Below are 17,227 nucleotides of genomic sequence, written 5' to 3' on the forward strand. Positions count from 1 at the left end.
CGCAAATATGAACTAGTCACCAACTCCGACTATGTTCACGAGGGTCGGCTGACCCTCGCGAAAGTCTGCGTAGGTGCCGGATTTCATCTTTGCTAAGGACACCAGCAAAAGGCTGTCTGTCTCCAGAAGCAGGTGCTCAATTTCTGACAGCGGTTATGCTGCAACATTACTGTCGGGTGGACAACACTGGTATGAAAATGAAGTATAATTTCATCTGGGGAAAACAGTGGATGAAATTTTTCCATTTATATATGTCAGTATAGCAAAGAATCGCGTATACAGCAAGATATCTAATGTTTGGAACAAAAGTAGCATAGAAAGAATGGTGGGGATTGGATATAATGAATTTAGTGCAGCGGACGGGAAACAGCCGCCTGTCTGATGCAGACTGGAATAGGACTGCCGGCAGTGAGAGACAGATAGGGGAAAAGGTCATTGTCGGCAGTTGTTTCTGGTGATTTATGATTTGGGATTGGATATAAGCGGAATTGGTAAGGTTCCGAGAGTGATAATAAAGAAAGGGAGAGGTGTGTGTTATGGGTAAAGAGTGTACAACGGGCAGAGTAACGATTCCGACTGATGTGGATGTCGTACCGGAGACACTGGAGCTGGTGAAACGGTGGGGGGCGGATGCGATCCGTGACTGTGACGGAACGGATTACCCGGAAGAACTGAAGAAGGTGGATGCAAAGGTATACGCAACATATTATACAACCAGAAAAGATAATGTATGGGCGAAAGCGAATCCGGATGAGATTCAGCAGATGTATATTATGACATCTTTCCATACGGCAACGAAGGGAGAACTGTCGATTCATCTGATGGAGCATCTGTATCCGGATATGCTGAAGGTGAATTCCCGTGATGATATTACAAGATGGTGGGAAGTTATTGACCGTACGACAGGAAAAGTGGTTCCGGTGACAGAGTGGAGTTACAGTGAGGAGACCGGTGATGTGACCATCAAACCGGCGAAGGCTTTTCATGATTATACGGTAAGTTTTCTGGCTTATATTATGTGGGATCCGGTTCATATGTATAATGCGGTGACTAATGACTGGCAGGGTGTGGAAAAACAGATCACATTTGATGTCCGTCAGCCGAAGACAAAAGAATACTCCAAGAAACGTCTGAGAAAATTCCTGGAGAGTCATCCGTACGTGGACGTGGTTCGTTTTACTACATTTTTCCATCAGTTTACACTGATCTTTGATGAGCTGGCGAGAGAAAAATATGTAGACTGGTATGGTTATTCTGCATCGGTAAGTCCGTATATTCTGGAACAGTTTGAACAGCAAGTAGGTTATAAGTTCCGTCCGGAATTTATCATTGACCAGGGTTACATGAATAACATGTACCGGATTCCGTCCAAGGAACTCATGGATTTTACCGCATTCCAGAGAAGAGAAGTTACGAAGCTTGCAAAAGAGTTTGTGGATATCGTGCATGAGTATGGAAAAGAAGCTATGATGTTCCTCGGCGATCACTGGATCGGCATGGAGCCGTTTATGGATGAGTTTAAGTCCGTAGGTCTGGATGCTGTGGTAGGTTCCGTGGGAAATGGAGCGACGCTTCGTCTGATCAGTGATATTCCTGGTGTCAAATATACCGAGGGACGTTTCCTTCCGTATTTCTTCCCGGATACCTTCCATGAGGGTGGAGATCCGGTAAAAGAAGCAAAAGTCAACTGGGTAACCGCGCGTCGTGCGATCTTAAGAAAACCGATCGACCGTATCGGTTATGGCGGATACCTGAAACTGGCGGTACAGTTCCCGGAATTTATCGATTATGTGGAAAGTGTCTGCAAGGAATTCCGTACCCTGTATGAAAATATCAAAGGAACCACACCGTACTGTGTAAAAACCGTAGCCGTATTAAACTGCTGGGGTAAGATGCGTGCGTGGGGTAATCATATGGTACATCATGCGATTTACCATAAACAGAACTATTCTTATGCGGGCATCATGGAAGCGTTGAGCGGTGCACCGTTTGATGTACGGTTTATCACTTTTGATGATATCCGCAAGAACCCGGATATGCTCAAAGATATCGACGTCATCCTGAATGTGGGCGACGGTGATACCGCATATACCGGTGGGGACAACTGGACGGATGAGACGATTGTTTCTGCGATCAATGAATTTGTATACAACGGCGGCGGATTTATCGGAATCGGTGAGCCGACCGGTCATCAGTGGGAAGGCAAATACATTCAGTTAAGAAGTGTTCTTGGAGTGGAACGCGAAAATGGATTTGACCTGAACAAAGACAAATACAACTGGGAAGAGCATACCCACTTTATCACTGAGGACTGCAAGGGAGATGTGGACTTCGGAGAAGGAAAGAAAAACATGTATGCTCTGCCGGATACTACGATCATCCGCCAGATCGATAAAGAAGTGCAGATGGCAGTCAACTCTTTTGGAGAAGGAAGAGGCGTCTATATCAGCGGTCTGCCATACAGCTTTGAAAACAGCCGTGTGCTGTACCGTGCGATCCTGTGGGCTGCACACGATGAAGAAAACCTGCATCGCTGGTTCAGCAGCAATTACAACGTAGAAGTACATGCCTATGTAAAGAATGGTAAATACTGTATCGTAAACAATACTTATGAACCGCAGGATACGGTTGTTTACAAAGGTGATGGAACAAGTTTTAATCTGCATATGGAAGCAAATGAGATTATCTGGAAGGAAATCTGAGAGTAAATAGAAACTAATGCAAACAGAAACTAAAATGTAAAATATTGACTTTCTGACAGAATACAGGTAAAATAAAGTATGTTTAGCGGCTTGCCGGGAGTCAAGCCGCTATTTTCGTTGCCAAGCATACGACAAAAGGTCCGGTGGACCTTTTTAGTGATATTGTATACGAAGGGAGCTGACAGTGACAGCTTCTGCGGAGGGGATGGTATGCAAAGGCGATTTTGTGGCAAGAATGATTACGTGATGAGATTGTAAGAAAACCACAATGAAGAAGCGTAAGAAACAGGAAACTGTCAACCAGTCTGAATATCTGCAACAATCATGTGCGTGCAGTTATAGATGTTCAGATCTCTCAGGGAAACCCCGGAAAAGTAATGGGAGGAACAAGATGAAGAAAATATGGATTACCGGTGCGGAGGGACATATCGGAACCGCACTGCTCGATCTGCTTGAAGGCGTGGAATACCAGTTGCTGCCGACGGATATCGAGGAAGTGGATATCACAAAGATTGATGAGGTTACACAGTTTGTACATGTCAACCGTCCGGATGTTGTGATCAACTGCGCAGGCCTGACCGATGTACAGGAATGTGAAAACAATGTAGATGAAGCGTATCGTGTCAATGCGATCGGTGTGAGAAATGTGGCACTGGCTGCCAATGAGGTCAATGCGAAAGTGATACAGATTTCTACTGATGATGTCTTTGATAAGGAATCGCGGGTTCCGTATAATGAATTTGACAATGTGCATCCGAGAACGATCTATGGAAAATCAAAAGAAGCGGGAGAAAAGATTTTAACCCAGCTGTTAAACCGGTTTGTGATCATCCGAAGCTCCTGGATCTATGGAATCGGAAGAGATTTTGTGGATGAAGTGCTTCGCAATGTGGGACAGGGAAAGACGATGGAAGTGCCGAACAACCAGTATGCGGTGCCGACCAGCGCGAAAGAACTGGCGAAGGTGATCCGTTATTTTATTGATAATGAAGAGTATGGTCTGTACCATGTGGTCTGCCCGGGAAGCTGCAGCAGATATGAATTTGCAAGAACGATTCTTGAGTATTCCGGAAAAGCCGGAGAACTGGATCTGTATCCGGTTGTGATCGAGGATTCTGCGCGCCCGACATACTCCGTTCTGGACAACATGATGCTTCGGCTGACCGGCATCGAAGAGCCGAAAGACTGGAAGGCAGCCCTGAAAGAATATCTGGATGAGACAGGAGGGCTGGAATAATGGCAAAAAATACTGCAGAAAAAACAAAGAAGAAAATTGGTCTGTCTACGCAGATCTTTATCGCGCTGCTGATCGGAGCTCTGTTTGGAGTTGTGATCCATTACTGGATTCCTTCCAGTTATATCAAAGATACCGTCATCGTAGAAGGGGTTCTCTATGTGGTTGGACAGGGATTCATCCGTTTGATGCAGATGCTGGTTGTACCTCTGGTATTCTGCTCTCTGATCTGCGGAAGTATGGCCATCGGAGATACCAAGACTCTTGGAAAAGTTGGTGTAAAAACCATCGGATTCTATCTGATAACCACAGCCCTGGCTGTATGCGTGGCCCTGGGAAGTGCTCTGCTGATCAATCCGGGCCGGGGTCTTGATATGGATGCTGTTCAGAAAGGAACCGTATCTTCCACTACAGAAGCCACCAGCCTGGTGGATACTCTGTTAAATATCATCCCGAAAAACCCGGTACAGTCCATGGCGAACGGCGATATGCTGCCGATCATCGTATTTGCCCTGTTTGTCGGTATCATGCTGGCAAAACTGGGAACCAGAGGTTCGGTTGTAGCAAACTTCTTCAGCCAGTTTAACGATGTGATGATGGAGATGACCATGGCGATCATGAAGGTCGCACCGATCGGTGTGTTCTGTCTGATCGCGCGTACCTTTGCAACGGTTGGTTTCTCCGCATTTGCTCCGATGTTAAAATATATGGGCAATGTAACTCTGGCTCTGGCGATCCAGTGTCTGGTGGTATATCAGATCCTTTTGTTTGTTTTCACCAGACTGAATCCATTCAAGTTTATCAAGAAATTTCTGCCGGTTATGGGATTTGCATTCTCCACAGCAACATCCAATGCGACGATCCCTATGTCCATCGACACACTGAGTAAGAAAATGGGTGTATCCAAGCAGATATCTTCTTTTACTATCCCTCTGGGTGCCACCATTAACATGGACGGAACATCCATCATGCAGGGCGTGGCAGTAGTATTTATCGCTCAGGCCTACGGCATTCCCCTTACTATGGGTAACCTTGCAACCGTAGTCGTAACTGCCACTCTGGCATCTATCGGTACAGCCGGTGTGCCAAGCGTTGGTCTGGTGACTCTGGCGATGGTACTGAATTCCGTAGGACTTCCGACCGAAGGTATCGCCCTGATCATGGGTATCGACCGTATCCTGGATATGATTCGTACCGCAGTCAACATCACCGGTGATGCTGTATGTACAACGATCGTATGCCATCAGGAAGGCAGCCTGAACAGAGAAGTATTTAACAGAGATTAAGAATAAAACAAAAAAGAAAGGCACGAAGCTGTCGGAATCAGAAAATCCGATGGTTTCGTGCTTTTTTTAGGTGAAAATTTATCAAGAATGAAAGGTGTCTGATGCCAGAGATTACGGAGCGGTGACCGGGAAGGATAGCGTTACCTCGAAGAGCGTATCTGTCTGGAAAACTACAAGCTTTCCACCCATCCGCTCCATATTCCGCGTACTGCTCTTGAGACCGATGCGGTTGCTTTCTACTGCGGAATGTTCCGGTTTCACAGTATTTTTTAAGGCAAGACACAGCGCAGCATCTTTGTTGATTTCCGGCGGAAGCTGCATGGAAAGCGTGACTGTTTCCTGTTTGCTGCCATATTTCAGAATATTGGAAAACAGATTATTCAGGATCCGCTTGCAAAGTTCCGTATCAACCCGGATCGTAAGTGCATCCGGCGAAGCAATGTCGGAAGTGCCAGCATCCGGAAAATGCAGCTCCGTGTGAAACCCGGCAAGTTCCAGAAAATCCATCTGTTCCCGAAAAAGTTCGAGAAGCCGGGAAAGCGAAAAAGAGATCATCCGGATCTGTTCCGGTTCGGACGCGTCGTACACCAGCGCATATTCAAACATCCGGTCGGTGAGCCTGCGGATATCATCGGTTTTTTGCAGGCAGCGGTCGACATAAGTACTCTGCATGGCGGGATTGCGGTTTAATTGCAGGATGTCCAGATACCCGTGGAGAACGGTCAGCGGTGTGCGCAGATCGTGGGAGAGGGCGGCGATCAGTTCCCGGTTGGACTGGTGTGCTTCCTGTTCCTGACGGATATTCTGATCGAGGGTGAGGCGGAGATGGTCAAGTTCCCGGGAGAGAACACCGATCTCGTCGACACCGGAAGATACAAGCGGAGTGGAGAGATCACCGGCGGACATGCGAAGAATCTCCTGCTTTAAAAGCACAACCTGCTTCATTTTCCGGTTGATAAAAAACAGCAGGATCAGAAGGAACAGACCGACCGACACAAACAAAGAGAACAGGAAGTAAGGAAAGATAAATACGGAACTGTGATAAAAGTTGACAATCACGGTTGCGTAGCCATTTTTAAACTTTGTATTCCGTTCATATTGTTGCTCCATCACCCCGTCAGTCAGACGATATCCGATATCAAAGAAGGACTGAAACTGTTCTTTATCCATACAGCGTGGATACTGGCCGGCGCGGTAGATACCGTCTTCCATACCGTAGATAGCGAGACCGGTGTAATCATCCAGCTGATCAAACAATGGCTGTAGTTTTTTTACGGCTTCGGTATCTGCTTCGGAATCAGGAATATCGTAGTTTAAAGCTTCTGTTCCGAGCATGGTCCAGAAATTTTCATCCAGTTGCGGAATGGGGAGGGATATGGGAAGATTTGTTTCTGTGACCAGGTGAAGGACGTACCATTTGTTTGCCCACAGGGTATGAAAAAGACCGAGGCAGAGCAGTGCGGAGGCAAAAAGGAGCAACAGCAGTTTGGTTCGGATATGTCGGATCTTAATCACAGTGATACCCCCTTCCCCATGTGGTTTTTATGTAAACCGGATTCGATGGATCCGGTTCGATCTTCTGACGCAGATTCCGGATATGGACGGTAATCGTGTTGCCGGCGCCGTAATAGTAAGGCTCCTCCCAGATTGCTTCATAGAGCCGCTGTGGAGAGAAAATCTGTCTGCGGTTGGAAAGCAGTAGCTTCAGGATCTGGTACTCGGTGGAGGTGAGAGTTACCGGCTGACCCTTCAGAGTTACTTTTTCCGACCGGGGATCCAGGCACAGATCGCCGCAGGTCAACAGATTGGATGCTGACTGTCTGGCAGTCGGGGATTTTCCCTGATAAATGCGGTAACGGCGAATCAGCGCTCTGGTGCGTCCGAGAAGTTCCGTATAGGAAAAGGGTTTTGCAAGGTAATCGTCCCCGCCACTGGAAAAGCCCATAAGTTTATCGCTGTCGGAAGTCCTGGCGCTTAAAAACAGGATCGGTACGTTGGTCAGCTGCCGGATCTTCTGGCAGGTTTCGTACCCGTTTAACCCCGGCATCATGATATCGAGAATAATCAGATCAAAACTGTCTTTTTCCAGAAAATGAAGGGCTGAACTGCCATCGGAAGCCTCTGTCACCCGGATACCTTCCCCTTCCAGTAAAACATGTATGATATCACGAATTTCCGGGTTGTCGTCTACGACAAGAACCTGTGTGGTTTGCTGCTCCATGTGTTTTCCTCCGCTTTTTCGTAAAACTTCTGGTAACTATTCAGTAGCCACTATCCCGCGAGGTGTTTTGGCATAAATAGATAGTCCAGACTCTGCATTTGCAATTGCATGGTACCGGATGTTGCCCGGTAACTTTCTGCTCCTCATTATACAGGAATTTTACAGATTGTAAAAAAATCTTTAGAAATCTTAGGATTTATCTTTCGTTAATTTTAAGAAACAGGGGGTACAATGCTGAATCGAAGGAATAAAATGGATAAGTATACGTTCTGAAACGGAAAGAGGAGTGAGAGTATGAACCTGATATCAGTGATTGTTCCCTGTTGGAACGAAGAAGAGACCATACCAATCTATTATGAACATATGTGTCCGGTGATGGATGCGATAGATGCGGACTGTGAACTGATCTTTGTGGATGACGGATCACAGGATGCGACACTTTCGGAGATGAAGAAACTGTCAGAGAAGGATGCGCGCTGCCAGTACCTTTCTTTTTCGAGAAATTTCGGAAAAGAAGCGGCCATCTACGCGGGACTCTGTAAGGCAAAGGGAGATTATGTGGTGGTGATGGATGTGGATCTGCAGGATCCGCCGGAACTTTTGCCGAAGATGTATGAGATGGTCAAAAACGGAACCTGTGACAGCGTCGCTACCAGACGCTCCGACCGAACCGGGGAGCCGGTGATCCGCTCGTTTTTATCGGAAAACTTCTATAAATTTATCAACAAAATCTCAAAAACACAGCTGGTGTACGGAGCGAGAGACTATCGGATCATGTGCCGGAAAATGGTAGATGCCGTGTTGCAGATGAGTGAGTATAACCGGTTTTCGAAAGGAATCTTCAGCTGGGTTGGCTTCAAAACCGAATGGCTGGAATATGAAAATGTAGAGCGCAGCGCGGGAGAGACGAAATGGTCTCTGCGCCAGCTGTTTAAGTATTCTCTGGAAGGGATAACCGGTTTTTCTGTGGCTCCTTTATCGGTGGCGGCAGTGCTTGGTGTTGTATTCTGCGGGGTATCGTTTTTAATGATATTGTTTCTGGTGATCCGGACACTGATCTGGGGCGATCCGGTGGCGGGCTGGCCTTCGATGGTCTGCGTGATCCTGTTTATGGGAGGCATCCAGCTGCTCTGCATGGGGATCATGGGAGAGTATCTCTCGAAAACCTATCTGGAATCCAAACATCGTCCGATCTATATCGTAAGGAGTTCCAGTTATGAAAAAGAGTAATGCAAAAGAGAAAATTTGCGGACTGGCGTCTTACGCTGTACTGGCTGTTCTGACTGTGGCAGCGTGCTGGTTTTTTGCCGGAAGATACGGTGTCTTCGGGGCAAATATGGACTGGATCAGTCAGCACAGCGTGTTCCCGGAGTATTTCCGGCAGCAGTTTTATCAGACAGGACAGTTTTTTCCGGAATACGCGGCGAACATCGGCGGCGGGCAGAATATTTACAATTTTTCCTATTATGGGCTGTATAATCCGATCGTGCTGATCGCTTATCTGCTTCCGTTTATGAAAATGAGCGATTATCTGATGACTGCCGGTGTGATCTGTCTGGCGGTTTCGGTCTGCCTGCTGTACGGGTGGCTGAAAAAACGGGGATTTTCCACAGAGATTGCGCAGGGCGTGGCAGTCCTGTTTTTACTGGCGGGACCGATGATCTATCAGTCCTGTCATCAGATCATGTTTGTGCAGTATATGCCATTCTTACTGATGACGTTTCTGGGTGTGGATCGGTACTGGGAAAAAGGAAAACCAGGTCTGTATACCCTGGGTGTGTTTCTGATGATTCTGACCAGTTTTTATTTCAGCATCGCGGGAATGGCAGCGATATTTTTATATGGTTGGTACGGTTATCCCAAAGGGATCCGAAAGAGAAAACTGTTCGGATTCCCGGTTCCGATGATCGTGGCGGTACTTTCAGCCGGTGTACTGCTGATTCCTACGGCATATGCGATCCTGCAGCGAAGCGGAAGTTCCCAAAGTCAGAATCTGAAAGAACTGCTGATGCCGAATCTGCAGCTGGACAGTTCACTGTACGGCACTTACAGCGCGGGGCTGACGGTTATTCTGGTGGCGGTTTTGCTTGGCGGGATCGTGTGTGGATCGATCCGGGAGCGGGTGGTATCGGTGGTCTGCGTGGCACTTCTGACGGTTCCTGTATTTGCCTGGGGATTTAACGGGATGCTGTATGTGCGGTACAAATCACTGATCCCGTTTCTTCCATTTTTCTGTTATCTTACGGCAGTGTTTTTGAACCGTATGAAAAACGGGGAAATAGGCAGATGGAAAGGAACATTCATATTTGGCGGTACGGTGGGTGTCAGTCTGCTGGCACTTTATCTGCAGGGGGACGGATCGAGGGCGCAGAATTATCAGCTGATCCTGTTCGAAAGCGCAGCACTGTTTTTCTTCTTTCTGATCTTTCAGAAGTGGAAACGCCCGTTCCTGCTTCTGGTTCCGGCGCTGGTATGCCTGGTGCTGATCAATCATGTGGTGAACGGAAAGGCAGGCAATCTGGTGCAGAAAGAAGATTATCAGGAGATCACAGACAGTGCCTGGCAGGATGCCGTGCGTGATGCGCTGGACGGAGAAACCGGCCTGTACCGGACGGAGCAAAGCGGAGTTGCAAAGAAGCGAAAAGACAACGTAAACCGGATCTGGGATATGCGCCAGTGGACGACTTCGGTATACTCTTCCGCCTATAACACAGCGTATCAGAAGTTTCGGAACAATGTCTTTCAGGTGGAACAGCCGTTTCGAAACGGACTGATGCAGTCCGCCTCGGCCAATCCGCTGTTTCAGAAGTTTATGGGAGTCAAATATGTGATCGGACGGAGTGAAGACGGGGAGAACTTCACGACGGAGGTACAGGAGGCGGCTGCGCCGGTGATCTACGGAACGAATCGGGTGATCGCGGAAAAAACGTATCAGGCCATGAAATTCCCGTATAATCAGACCATGCTGATGCAGTATGTGGTAACAGGAAATGAAAAGATCGCCGATACAGGGGTTGAAAAGACGAAGGGTATACAGGAAACAAACGTAACGTTTACGGCGAAGCAGGGAGTGACAAAGGAAGACGATTCCTGGAAGATTAAGACAAAAAAAGAGCAGAAAGCCACACTTTCTCTTGACGAAGATGCATCGGGAAAAGAGAGAATCCTGTATCTGCAATTTGATGTGGAAAATGGACATCCGAACCGGGATGTGAGCATCGTGATCAACGGGATCAGAAATAAGCTGACGGCAAAAAGTCATCTGTATTATAATGACAACACGACATTTACTTATCTGATGAAACTTTCCGCAGATCAGGAAAAGATAAAAGTGACGTTCGGTGCGGGAACTTATCGGATCTGTAACCTGAAAAGCTATGTCAGTGATACGACGGTACTGGAAGATGCTTCTCTATACCGGTCCACATTCACACCGGATCGGAACGCAACAAAGGGAAACCAGATCAGTGGCAGTATCGAGATGGAGCAGGACGGCTATCTGATCACATCGATCCCGTACGACAGTCATCTGGAGATCAAAGTGGACGGGAGAGAGGTCGTGACGGAGAAAGTCAATACGGCGTTTCTGGGCTGCCGGATGGTAAGCGGGGGGCACTGGGTGACGATCACCTACCACGCCCCGGGACTTTCCACGGGAAAATGGATCAGCCTGCTGGGGGTCTTTTTGTGGGGAGTGATGTGTTTTCTGACGGGGAAACGCAGAAAAGCAGAGAAAGAGACAGATGAAGAAGTTGCAGAATATGCTTCCGGTGTGAATAAAGTTCTGTAAAATGTGGAAAAAATCAGGTATAAATGTTGGTAAATGTGGACAACGTGTGTGTATGACAGGTTGTAGAAAAGACCGGAACATGATAAGATATCAGGGTCAAAAGGTCTGAAATCTGACGCAAGCTTGCTTGCAGGAAGATTTCTGAACTTGGGGCCCGCCAAAAACATGAGTAAGTAGCCATTTTTCGAAGAAAAATGAGCGGATTGCGAATGTTTTTGAGGATTGTGAGAGTACGAAGTACGGAACAATCCGATATCTTAACATCATTATAATTATGTGGCAACAAACAGAGAAAAGAGGAATTATCATTATGAAATACAATTCGGTCCTGGACTTACACACTCATACAATCGTCAGCGGACACGCGTACTCCACGTTAAGAGAGATGGCAAAAGCAGCCTCCGATAAAGGGCTGGAGCTGTTGGGAATCACGGAACATGCACCGAAGATGCCGGGAACCTGTCATCTGTTTTATTTTGACAATCTGCGGATCGTACCGAGAGAACTGTATGGCATCGAACTGGTGCTGGGGTCTGAGGTCAATATTCTGGATGCGAAAGGAACCGTAGATCTTCCGCAGAAGACTATGGAAAAGCTGGATATCATCATCGCCAGCCTGCATACCCCGTGCATGGAACCGGGAAGCTGTCAGGAGAACACGGAAGCGTATCTGAACGCCATGAAGAATCCATGCGTCAATATCATTGGTCATCCGGATGACGGAAGATATGAAGTGGACTACGAGGCACTGGTACAGGGAGCAAAAGAATACGGAAAGATCCTGGAACTGAATAACCATTCCATGGATCCCGGCTGCAGCCGTATCCATGCGGTAGAGAACGATACGATCATGTTAAACTACTGCAAAAAATATCAGGTACCGGTCGTGATGGACAGCGATGCCCACTTTGATACACTGATCGGGGAATTCGATATGGCAAGAGAACTGCTGACAAAACTGGACTTTCCGGAAGAACTGGTGCTGAACCGATCAGCAGAAGAAGTGAAAAAATATCTGAAGAAGTAAAATTTACAGACTTTACAAATACAAACGTATGTGCTACGATAAACTATAGTCATAAACAAAAACACCGTGACGAAGAGAGTACATGCACGACTGTCATTACAGAGAATTCCCGGAGGCTGAGAGGGAAGTGACAAGGTGAATGGAAGATGGCTTCTGAGAGGCGCACCGAGCCGGAAGGTTAGGCTGCGACAGGATCCGCCTGTTATAGCGGCAGAGTATAGCAGTACTTGGCAAGGTTTCTTTCGTGAGAAAGAGACGAAGAGAAGTGGTAACACGGTATCATATCCGTCTTCTTACAAACAGTAAGAAGGCGGTTTTTTTACGCGAGCAACGAGCCAAAGTCCGTGCTTGCACGAGACCTTGGCGACTGCCGCGGTAACTTGAGAAACTCGCGGAGCGTGTTTCTCATAGTATGCGTGAGCAAGGAGGAACCAAACATGGCAAAAGAAAAATTTTATATGACAACGGCGATTGCCTACACATCCGGCAAACCCCATATCGGTAATACCTACGAGATCGTACTGGCAGACAGTATCGCTCGCTTCAAAAGACAGCAGGGATACGATGTATTCTTCCAGACCGGTACGGATGAGCACGGTCAGAAGATCGAGCTGAAAGCCGAAGAAGCAGGCATCACACCGAAGGAATATGTAGACAACGTATCCACAGAGATCAAGAGAATCTGGGATCTGATGAATACATCTTATGACAAATTTATCCGTACCACAGATGCAGACCATGAAAAACAGGTGCAGAAGATTTTCAAAAAACTCTACGATCAGGGAGATATCTACAAAGGACATTACGAAGGAATGTACTGTACCCCGTGCGAATCCTTCTTCACGGAGTCTCAGCTGGTAGACGGAAAATGTCCGGACTGCGGACGTCCGTGTACACCGGCAAAAGAAGAAGCATATTTCTTTAAAATGAGTAAATACGCTCCGCGCCTGATCAAATATATTAACGAACATCCGAAGTTCATCCAGCCGGTATCCAGAAAGAACGAGATGATGAACAACTTCCTGCTTCCTGGACTGCAGGATCTGTGTGTATCCCGTACTTCCTTCAGCTGGGGTATACCGGTAGACTTTGATCCGAAACATGTAACTTATGTATGGCTGGATGCGCTGACCAACTACATCACCGGTATCGGCTATGACTGCGACGGCAACAGTTCCGAACTGTTCAACAAAAACTGGCCGGCAGACCTGCATCTGATCGGTAAAGATATCATCCGTTTCCATACGATTTACTGGCCGATCTTCCTGATGGCTCTGGATCTGCCTCTGCCAAAACAGGTATTTGGTCATCCGTGGCTGTTACAGGGCGATGGCAAGATGAGTAAATCCAAAGGAAATGTGATCTATGCAGATGATCTGGTAGACTTCTTCGGTGTAGATGCTGTCCGTTATTTCGTTCTGCATGAGATGCCGTTTGAAAACGACGGTGTGATCACCTGGGAGCTGATGGTAGAGAGACTGAACTCTGATCTGGCCAACACCCTGGGTAACCTGGTAAACCGTACCATCTCCATGTCCAACAAATATTTTGGCGGTGTGGTAACAAAAACAGGTGTGGAAGAAGACGTAGACGCTGATCTGAAAGCAGTCGTAACAGGAACCAGGGCAAAGGTAGCTGCCAAGATGGAAGACCTGCGTGTGGCGGATTCTATCACAGAGATCTTCAACCTGTTCAAACGCTGCAACAAATACATTGACGAGACCATGCCGTGGGCACTGGCAAAAGACGAAGAGAAGAAAGACCGTCTGGCAGAAGTTTTGTACAACCTGGTAGAAAGTATCACCATCGGTGCTTCTCTGCTGGAATCCTTCATGCCGGAAACCACAGAAAAGATCCTGGCTCAGTTAAACGGAGAAAAGAGATCTTACGAAGAACTGGATCAGTTCGGTCTGTATCCGTCAGGAAATAAAGTAACAGACAAACCGGAGATCCTGTTCCAGCGTCTGGATCTGAAAGAAATTCTGGAAAAAGTAGAAGCCATGAAAGCTGCACAGGCAAAACCGGAAGTACCGGAAGAGCCGGTGGTTGATATCGATGCAAAAGAAGAGATCACCTTCGATGATTTCGGAAAAATGCAGTTCCAGGTTGGTGAGATCATCGCCTGCGAAGAAGTGAAAAAATCAAGAAAACTGCTGTGCTCTCAGGTGAAGATCGGCAGTCAGGTAAAACAGATCGTATCCGGTATCAAAGGACACTATACCGCAGAAGAGATGGTAGGAAAGAAAGTCATGGTTCTGGTGAACCTGAAACCTGCAAAACTGGCAGGCGTACTTTCTGAAGGTATGCTGTTATGTGCAGAAGATGCGGACGGAAACCTCTCTTTGATGGTTCCGGAAAAGAAGATGCCTGCAGGTGCAGAGATCTGCTAGAAAGTGTGAATCGACATGATATTTGAAAGTCATGCACATTATGATGATGAGGCTTTTGACGAAGACAGAAAAGAACTGCTGGATGCCCTGCCTGCGCAGGGCATCGGCAGAGTGATCAATGTATGCGCGGAAGTAGAAGGCTGGAACCGTACTCTGGATCTGATGGAACGATACCCATATATCTATGGTGCGGTGGGTGCCCATCCGGATGATGTGGGAGCACTGGACGAAGAGAAGATTCGACGGATGCATCAGATCTGCCAGATGGAAAAGACGGTGGCTGTAGGCGAGATCGGTCTGGACTATTACTGGGATAAAGAAAACCACGAAAAACAGATCTGCTGGTTCGAGCGGCAGCTGGAGGTAGCACGGGAAGAGAAACTCCCGTTTATCATCCACAGCCGTGATGCGGCAAAAGATACGCTGGATACCATGAAACGGCTTCATGCCGGGGATATCGGCGGTGTGGTGCACTGCTTTTCATACGGAAAAGAGATGGCACGGGAATACCTGGATATGGGGCTTTCCCTCGGCATCGGTGGTGTACTGACCTTTAAGAATGCAAGGAAGCTGGTGGAAGTGGTTGAATATGCTCCACTGGAATCTCTGCTCTTAGAGACGGACAGCCCGTACCTTGCACCGGTTCCGAACCGCGGGAAGCGAAATTCTTCGCTGAATATTCCGTATGTAGTGGAAAAAATTGCCGAGATCAAGGGAGTATCCCGGGAAGAGGTAGAAGAGATCACCTGGAAGAACAGTTTCCGGGTCTTTTCAAAAGTGAAATAAAGAGAAAATCAAAATTGATCCACCGGATCAATTATTGATATGCAATGCAGCAAAAACGGATAGCGAATGGTTAAAATTATTTCGGTATCCGTTTTTGTTGTTTTATATGGCAGCTGCAGATTCGGTTACTGATCGGAATTACCATCGGCTGTCAGTGCTTTTTTCTTCCAGTTTCCTTTTTTGTAGAAGAGGAATGTCAGCAGCGCACCCATACACCAGCATACCAGCAGAGAGATCCAGAGCACCTGATATCTTCCGTTTGGAAGTTCCGGGGTTCTGGTGAGGAAAGCAAGACCGTAAGCCAGAGGCACACGGATCACAACGGTGGTGATCATGGAGATCCACATGGGGGTCATGGTATCACCTGCTCCACGCATGACGCCGGAGAGGGACTGGGTGATGGCCATGGCAAGGTAGCCAACGGCGAGTATCTTCATCATGTTGGCACTGAGAGTTACCAGTTCCGAAGTATCGGTAAAGATTGCCATCAGGTTTTTGCCGAAGACCAGGATCAGAAGAGTGATCACCGCGGAGGTTCCCAGTGCAATGGCGGTTCCCTGACGGGCTCCCTGCTCCACACGGTCCATGCGATGTGCGCCCACATTCTGTCCGGCGTAGGTCGTCATGGCAGTTCCGAAAGAGAAGTTCGGCATCATCGCAAAACCATCCACACGCATGATGATGACATTGGCTGCGATGACCATCTCGCCGAAACTGTTCGTCAGAGACTGTACGATAACCATGGCCATGGAAAAGATGGCCTGGGTGATGCCGGAGGGGAGTCCCAGCCGGATGATCTCCAATGTATATTTCTTTTTCATCTTCAGATGGCGGAATTTGAAATTAAAGATATCTGTCATCCGCAGCAGTTTCCAGAAACAGAGGATAGCGGATACTGCCTGTGCGATGACGGTTGCATAGGCGACACCGGCGACACCCATCTGAAAGCGGGAAACGAAGACGATATCCAGAATGATATTCAGGACAGTTGCCACCAGAAGGTAGATCAGTGCCGAGATAGAATCGCCGAGTCCACGCAGGATACCACATAAAATATTATAATATGCACATCCTATACATCCCACCATCAGAATGACCAGATACGAGGTGCACCAGTCAATGATCGAGTCGGGCGTGTTCAGAAGTTCCAGAAGCGGCCGCGAGAGAACGGCTCCCAGAAACATAATGATCAGGGAAGAAATTGCGGTCAGTGTGACGCAGTTACCGATCGTCATGGACAGCTCTTCCCGTTGTCTTGCACCAAAATACTGAGATACCATAACGCCGGCACCTACGGAGATTCCTACAAAAAGTACCAGAAGCAGGTTCAGAATCGGGCTGGCGCTTCCTACTGCCGCCAGGGCGTTGTCGCCCACGTATTTTCCGATGACAATACTGTCTACGGTGTTGTAAAGCTGCTGAGCGATATTGCCGATCAGCATGGGGATCGTAAAAATTACAATCTTCTCCCAGGGTTTTCCTACCGTCATATCGGACGGCGCGAAAAGTTCTTTGATGGTCATAAGTGCTATACTCCTTTTTGATGTAAAATTTTGGCAGATACCGGTATTGGGTAAAACTGGCTCTCTTCATACTCATAGTATAACTCGTTATAAGGTGGAAGACCAAACGTTTTTTGGTATATATTCAAAAAAATGAATATTGACAAGGAGACAGGGATTATTGTACAATCAAACCTAATTAAAAGGAGTAACCTATGTTTGGAAATCTGCGTTTGTAGTGTCGTCAGTACGGTGGAGCCATCCGGTACTTCAGGAAAATGGTGAGACT

The 17,227-nt window shown here is 47.4% G+C and carries 11 protein-coding genes; 8 read left to right on the top strand and 3 right to left on the bottom strand.

Annotation, left to right across the window (positions count from 1 at the left end):
- Positions 1–536: 536 nt before the first annotated feature.
- From gnpA to FYJ57_RS00480, 3 genes are all read left to right on the top strand, one after another.
- Entirely contained in the window at positions 537–2,702 is a 2,166-nt protein-coding gene (gene gnpA, locus FYJ57_RS00470; RefSeq protein ID WP_154431119.1) for a 1,3-beta-galactosyl-N-acetylhexosamine phosphorylase, read from the top strand.
- A gap of 391 nt (positions 2,703–3,093) precedes the next feature.
- On the top strand, positions 3,094–3,939 hold the full coding sequence (gene rfbD, locus FYJ57_RS00475) for a dTDP-4-dehydrorhamnose reductase (RefSeq protein ID WP_154431120.1): 846 nt from the start codon (positions 3,094–3,096) through the stop codon (positions 3,937–3,939).
- Positions 3,939–5,222 carry a dicarboxylate/amino acid:cation symporter gene (locus tag FYJ57_RS00480; protein ID WP_154431121.1) on the top strand — a complete coding sequence of 428 codons (1,284 nt, stop codon included), beginning with the start codon at positions 3,939–3,941 and terminating at the stop codon, positions 5,220–5,222. The genes rfbD and FYJ57_RS00480 overlap by 1 nt, the downstream gene beginning before the upstream one ends.
- 111 nt (positions 5,223–5,333) lie before the next feature.
- Here the strand turns inward: FYJ57_RS00480 and FYJ57_RS15715 are convergent, their stop codons facing one another.
- Both FYJ57_RS15715 and FYJ57_RS00490 read right to left on the bottom strand, forming a co-directional pair.
- Positions 5,334–6,737 carry a histidine kinase dimerization/phospho-acceptor domain-containing protein gene (locus tag FYJ57_RS15715; RefSeq protein WP_154431122.1) on the bottom strand — a complete coding sequence of 468 codons (1,404 nt, stop codon included), beginning with the start codon at positions 6,735–6,737 and terminating at the stop codon, positions 5,334–5,336.
- Entirely contained in the window at positions 6,730–7,443 is a 714-nt protein-coding gene (locus FYJ57_RS00490) for a response regulator transcription factor (protein WP_154431123.1), read from the bottom strand. The genes FYJ57_RS15715 and FYJ57_RS00490 overlap by 8 nt, the downstream gene beginning before the upstream one ends.
- A gap of 294 nt (positions 7,444–7,737) precedes the next feature.
- Between FYJ57_RS00490 and FYJ57_RS00495 the strand changes: the two genes are divergently transcribed.
- The 5 genes from FYJ57_RS00495 to FYJ57_RS00515 all read left to right on the top strand — a co-directional run bounded on the left by FYJ57_RS00495 (position 7,738) and on the right by FYJ57_RS00515 (position 15,436).
- Positions 7,738–8,673, top strand: coding sequence for a glycosyltransferase family 2 protein (locus tag FYJ57_RS00495; protein ID WP_154431124.1), 936 nt, complete (start codon positions 7,738–7,740; stop codon positions 8,671–8,673).
- Positions 8,660–11,233, top strand: a complete 2,574-nt coding sequence (locus FYJ57_RS00500) for a YfhO family protein (protein ID WP_154431125.1) — start codon at positions 8,660–8,662, stop codon at positions 11,231–11,233. The genes FYJ57_RS00495 and FYJ57_RS00500 overlap by 14 nt, the downstream gene beginning before the upstream one ends.
- 310 nt (positions 11,234–11,543) lie before the next feature.
- Entirely contained in the window at positions 11,544–12,260 is a 717-nt protein-coding gene (locus tag FYJ57_RS00505; protein WP_022170865.1) for a phosphatase, read from the top strand.
- 437 nt (positions 12,261–12,697) lie between these two features.
- Positions 12,698–14,650: a methionine--tRNA ligase gene (gene metG / locus FYJ57_RS00510; protein ID WP_154431126.1), complete on the top strand. Its 1,953-nt coding sequence runs from the start codon at positions 12,698–12,700 to the stop codon at positions 14,648–14,650.
- A gap of 15 nt (positions 14,651–14,665) precedes the next feature.
- Positions 14,666–15,436, top strand: a complete 771-nt coding sequence (locus FYJ57_RS00515; protein WP_154431127.1) for a TatD family hydrolase — start codon at positions 14,666–14,668, stop codon at positions 15,434–15,436.
- Between the two features lie 125 nt (positions 15,437–15,561).
- Here FYJ57_RS00515 and FYJ57_RS00520 read toward each other — a convergent pair whose 3' ends face one another.
- Positions 15,562–16,959 carry an MATE family efflux transporter gene (locus tag FYJ57_RS00520; protein ID WP_154431128.1) on the bottom strand — a complete coding sequence of 466 codons (1,398 nt, stop codon included), beginning with the start codon at positions 16,957–16,959 and terminating at the stop codon, positions 15,562–15,564.
- Between the last annotated feature and the right edge of the window lie 268 nt (positions 16,960–17,227).

Source organism: Oliverpabstia intestinalis (assembly GCF_009696065.1).
Classification (GTDB): Bacteria; Bacillota; Clostridia; order Lachnospirales; family Lachnospiraceae; genus Oliverpabstia; species Oliverpabstia intestinalis.